Raw genomic sequence first — 2,628 nt, forward strand, 5'->3', positions numbered from 1 at the left:
GAAAATATATTAAGTTTGATCAATGAGAGACCGGTAAAACATTGTATAGTATTTTACACAGGATTATGGACTTGACTTAAAATAGTCAAATTATGATAGATTGGTATATCATAATTGAAATATTTCATAGTGAATGGAAATAAAACAAATAATAATATTCCAAATAATGTACAAACTAGGTTACTGTTAAAATGAAAACCGTAATTATACCGTCTCAAAATACAAAATGACGAGTGAACAATAAGCGTTTCTTTAAAACATCCTAAAGTAATACTTGAGCTATAGATTATGATCATTTTGACCAAGTTTATCACCAAGATATTTAATCCGTATTCGATTTTCAATGAATCTTCTCTTGATAGTTCGAGCCTATTTGAGACTCTATTTACCAAAAATCCTACGAATTTTTCCTCAAAAGTTTCTTCAGATATCTTCATCACCCTTTCAACTTGAACAATTTAATTATAAACCTTACAGTTTATTTGAACTGAAATTTCGTAATCTATCAATTTTTAATCAAAAGTGTATTTTCAAATTTAACTCTATTACATAGTTCTTTAACGTAGCGTATTGATGCAAAGCATTTTTCTTCATTTTCAAAATAGACAATTCGATTCCTTCGATCGATTGCAGCAATATTGGAGATGTTCGCTACAAATGATTGATGGCATCTATAAAAACGTTCGTTAAGCTTGGGTATGTCTTTAATGTGATAATAGAATTCAATTTGTCTATTTTTAAGATGTGCGTTTACCTTATGTGGTGTTCCAGAAGTTTCGAAAAATAGAATATCTTCAATGTATAATTTTATATCTTTATTATCACTTTTTACTAGAATAAATTTTTTTTGATGAGGAGAGGGTACGTGAATTCTAGTGATCGTTGTATTTATTACTTCAGTAATCCTTTCTTTAAGGACTTGATATGAGTCTTTTGAAATAAAATCTATAGCTTCTATTTTATGAGAAAAAGATAGAAATACCATTTCAGGATGGCTAGTAATGAAAGCTATTTTACAAAAAAGAAACTTCTCTCTTAAATTGGCAGCTAAATGAATTCCATTACAATCACTATTTAATTCCAAATCTAAAAGAAATAATAAATCATCATTGTCAGTGTTTTCCCAGCAAAAAAGATCTCCTGGGTCAGACGTAACTATTTCAATTTTTGCATCTAAATCAGTCATAAAAAGATAATTATTAACAATTAATTTAATTGAATCTTGATGTTTTTTTTCATCATCGCAAATAAATATTTTTAGCATCTTCATATACCCCGTTCTTTTATTGATATTATTTGACAGAATGTGTCATTCTTTAGAATAGTTTCTAAAGATAGCAGCTCATTTTTTCCAACTAGATCATCCAAGTTGCGTAGCCCAAGTCCCCTATTTTTCCCTTTTGTTGAAACCCCTCTCTCTTTTAAAACATGTAGAGGGGGCATTTCTTCATGGATACTATTAGATAAGAAAATCTTCACTTCCGTACTTTCTCTAAGGATTGCACACTCAACAAAAGCTTGCTTTTTATATGGAATAGTTGCCTCTATAGCATTGTCTAACACTATGCCTAATATTCTTACGACTTCAATTTCATTAATTGGAACATAGCTAAGTTCGTCAAAAATGAGTAAAGAAGTCTTTACTCCGTTTTCAGATGCAGCAGATAACTTCGATATTAAAATACTTTTCAGAGAATTAACCTTTACCAACTGAATATTTGCATGTTCAAATGTATTTTCAAATATTTCACTTTTGTGATTCATGACATCATTTTCAAAATATGTTCTTAAACCATCAAAATCTTTGCTGTCAATATAAGATTGCATTGAAAGTAGAACGTTTTTGTAATCATGCTTAAATGATCTCAATTCTTGGTATCTATTCTCAATTTCTTTGGCATGATATTCGAGATATTCAAGCTGTCGTTTATTTTCTCGTGATTGATAATTCTTTTTTATTGAATATATTGTGAAGACAGAAATTACCAGAGAACCAAGCCCATAAAAACAAACAAAGAATTTATTGGTTAATTCCATTTTGTGATAATTTGTAGCAAATCTCTCGACACTTATCATTATGAAGTATATTCCAAATGTTGCGCATGCGATAAGTGAAATAGATAGTTTATTTGTGTGATCATAGTTACTGAAATCAACACGAGTCACTACGAAAATTAATAATGCAGAATAAATAAGTAGATTTGAAATAAATCTAAGAAGACCATTACTATCAATATAATCAAAGGGGAAAAATAATAATAAGTAATCAGAGAAAATGAAAAGAATTATGGACATAGAAACTGAATACAGGCTGTGAAGGTATTCTTTTTTTAGCACTAACGTGAGTATTGAAAAATAGACTATCCATAATAATCCAGTTGTCAGTAAGTTTAAATAATTATAACAAGCAATAAAAATAGTGCTTAAAGACGAGATAAAAATGATTATTTTTAGATTTACTTTTTTTACTATTAATAAACTACCTAGCCCCATAAAAAAGAATTGAGTAAATAACATGAAATATAGTAGTGAAATATTGAACATTCCTTTCAGTCAAGTCCATAATCCTGTGTAAAATACTATACAATGTTTTACCGGTCTCTCATTGATCAAACTTAATATATTTTC

At 28.6% G+C, this 2,628-nt stretch carries 3 protein-coding genes; all 3 read right to left on the minus strand.

Features of this window, described 5'->3' with window-relative positions; translation table 11 throughout:
- Positions 1-53 precede the first annotated feature (53 nt).
- The 3 genes from DVW83_RS14470 to DVW83_RS15105 all read right to left on the minus strand — a co-directional run bounded on the left by DVW83_RS14470 (position 54) and on the right by DVW83_RS15105 (position 2,076).
- Positions 54-437 carry an accessory gene regulator B family protein gene (locus DVW83_RS14470; protein WP_137239634.1) on the minus strand — a complete coding sequence of 128 codons (384 nt, stop codon included), beginning with the start codon at positions 435-437 and terminating at the stop codon, positions 54-56.
- 68 nt (positions 438-505) lie between these two features.
- On the minus strand, positions 506-1,264 hold the full coding sequence (locus tag DVW83_RS14475) for a LytR/AlgR family response regulator transcription factor (RefSeq protein WP_123863104.1): 759 nt from the start codon (positions 1,262-1,264) through the stop codon (positions 506-508).
- A gap of 2 nt (positions 1,265-1,266) precedes the next feature.
- On the minus strand, positions 1,267-2,076 hold the full coding sequence (locus DVW83_RS15105; RefSeq protein WP_161569464.1) for a sensor histidine kinase: 810 nt from the start codon (positions 2,074-2,076) through the stop codon (positions 1,267-1,269).
- Positions 2,077-2,628 lie beyond the last annotated feature (552 nt).

Source organism: Enterococcus sp. VV15, assembly GCF_005236045.1.
Classification (GTDB): domain Bacteria; phylum Bacillota; class Bacilli; order Lactobacillales; family Enterococcaceae; genus Enterococcus_B; species Enterococcus_B durans.